The sequence below is a fragment of the Stenotrophomonas sp. DDT-1 genome (assembly GCF_001580555.1).
Lineage (GTDB): Bacteria > Pseudomonadota > Gammaproteobacteria > Xanthomonadales > Xanthomonadaceae > Stenotrophomonas > Stenotrophomonas sepilia.
On the sequence record NZ_LEKR01000084.1, the window covers coordinates 1 to 2,430 of the forward strand.

The following is a 2,430-nucleotide window of genomic DNA, read 5'->3' on the forward strand; positions in this document are numbered from 1 at the left end:
TTTCAATTTCACTGAGTCTCGGGTGGAGACAGCGCCGCTGTCGTTACGCCATTCGTGCAGGTCGGAACTTACCCGACAAGGAATTTCGCTACCTTAGGACCGTTATAGTTACGGCCGCCGTTTACTGGGGCTTCGATCAAGAGCTTCGCCTTGCGGCTGACCCCATCAATTAACCTTCCAGCACCGGGCAGGCGTCACACCCTATACGTCCACTTTCGTGTTTGCAGAGTGCTGTGTTTTTGATAAACAGTCGCAGCGGCCTGGTTACTGCGACCCTCTTCAGCTATAGCTCGCACGAGCCACCAAAAAGGGTGCACCTTCTCCCGAAGTTACGGTGCCATGTTGCCTAGTTCCTTCACCCGAGTTCTCTCAAGCGCCTGAGAATTCTCATCCTACCCACCTGTGTCGGTTTACGGTACGGTCTGCGTAAGCTGAAGCTTAGGAGCTTTTCCTGGAAGCGTGGTATCAGTGACTTTGCCATAAAGGCTCGTCTCGGTGCTCGGTCTTAAAGGATCCCGGATTTGCCAAAGATCCAAACCTACCGCCTTTCCCCAGGACAACCAACGCCTGGTACACCTAACCTTCTCCGTCCCTCCATCGCACTTACGCGAGGTGCAGGAATATTAACCTGCTTCCCATCGACTACGACTTTCGTCCTCGCCTTAGGGGCCGACTCACCCTGCGCCGATTAACGTTGCGCAAGGAAACCTTGGGCTTTCGGCGTGCGGGTTTTTCACCCGCATTATCGTTACTCATGTCAGCATTCGCACTTCCGATACCTCCAGCAGACTTCTCAATCCACCTTCAACGGCTTACGGAACGCTCCTCTACCGCGCATAACAAAGTTATGCACCCCAAGCTTCGGTTCTGTGCTTAGCCCCGTTAAATCTTCCCCGCAGACCGACTCGACCAGTGAGCTATTACGCTTTCTTTAAAGGGTGGCTGCTTCTAAGCCAACCTCCTGGCTGTCTGTGCCTTTCCACATGGTTTTCCACTTAGCACAAAATTTGGGACCTTAGCTGTGGGTCTGGGTTGTTTCCCTTTTCACGACGGACGTTAGCACCCGCCGTGTGTCTCCCATACAGTCCGTCTCGGTATTCGGAGTTTGCAATGGTTTGGTAAGTCGCGATGACCCCCTAGCCATAACAGTGCTCTACCCCCGAGAGGATACATATGAGGCGCTACCTAAATAGCTTTCGAGGAGAACCAGCTATCTCCGGGTTCGATTAGCTTTTCACTCCTAATCACACCTCATCCCCTACCTTTGCAACGGGAGTGGGTTCGGGCCTCCAGTGCGTGTTACCGCACCTTCACCCTGGGCATGACTAGATCACCCGGTTTCGGGTCTACTGCCCGCGACTATGCGCCCTTATCAGACTCGGTTTCCCTTCGCCTCCCCTATACGGTTAAGCTTGCCACGAACAGTAAGTCGCTGACCCATTATACAAAAGGTACGCAGTCACTCCTTGCGGAGCTCCTACTGCTTGTACGCACACGGTTTCAGGTTCTATTTCACTCCCCTCTCCGGGGTTCTTTTCGCCTTTCCCTCACGGTACTGGTTCACTATCGGTCGGTCAGTAGTATTTAGCCTTGGAGGATGGTCCCCCCATGTTCAGACAGGGTTTCACGTGCCCCGCCCTACTCGTCTTCACTGAAATGGCCCTTTCAGATACAGGGCTATCACCTTCTATGGCCACTCTTTCCAGAGTGTTTTCCTAGAACCAAATCAGCTTAAGGGCTAGTCCGCGTTCGCTCGTCGCTACTTACGGAATCTCGGTTGATTTCTTTTCCTCTGGTTACTTAGATATTTCAGTTCACCAGGTTCGCTTCCAGCAGCTATGTATTCACTGCAGGATACCCGCAAGCGGGTGGGTTTCCCCATTCGGACATTACCGGATCAAAGCTTGTTGCCAGCTCCCCGATACTTTTCGCAGGCTGCCACGTCCTTCATCGCCTCTGACCGCCAAGGCATCCACCGTGTGCGCTTATTCGCTTGACCATATAACCGCAAGTTGCCTTGGGTTACATATGACCCGGGGGTACAAAGCCCGGATACGAATATAACGACTCAATCAATAAAGAGACTTATGTCTCTCGCCTTAGCCTCACGACACGTCTGATAGAACATCTCAAACGCTCGCTACGTCACAAGTTTTAAAAGAACACGTACCAGCCACAGTGCTGATGCGTATAAAGATCGAATGTATGCGTCATTCAGAGAATGGTGGGTCTGGGAGGACTCGAACCACCGACCTCACCCTTATCAGGGGTGCGCTCTAACCACCTGAGCTACAGACCCGGAGCTTGTTTCTTAATCTCCCTGGTGGAGCCTGTCGGGATCGAACCGACGACCCCCTGCTTGCAAAGCAGGTGCTCTCCCAGCTGAGCTAAGGCCCCAGAAAGGGACATCTCACACCGGCCTGGCCGATG

At 53.0% G+C, this 2,430-nt stretch carries 2 tRNA genes and 1 rRNA gene; all 3 read right to left on the reverse strand.

Going from position 1 to position 2,430, the window contains the following annotated elements:
- Nucleotides 1-1,999: ribosomal RNA gene (locus AB839_RS20795) — 23S ribosomal RNA — on the reverse strand; the annotation flags it as partial.
- 223 nt (nt 2,000-2,222) lie between these two features.
- A tRNA-Ile gene (locus AB839_RS20800) sits at nt 2,223-2,299 on the reverse strand.
- A 22-nt stretch (nt 2,300-2,321) separates the two neighbouring features.
- Nucleotides 2,322-2,397: transfer RNA gene (locus tag AB839_RS20805), tRNA-Ala, on the reverse strand.
- Between the last annotated feature and the right edge of the window lie 33 nt (nt 2,398-2,430).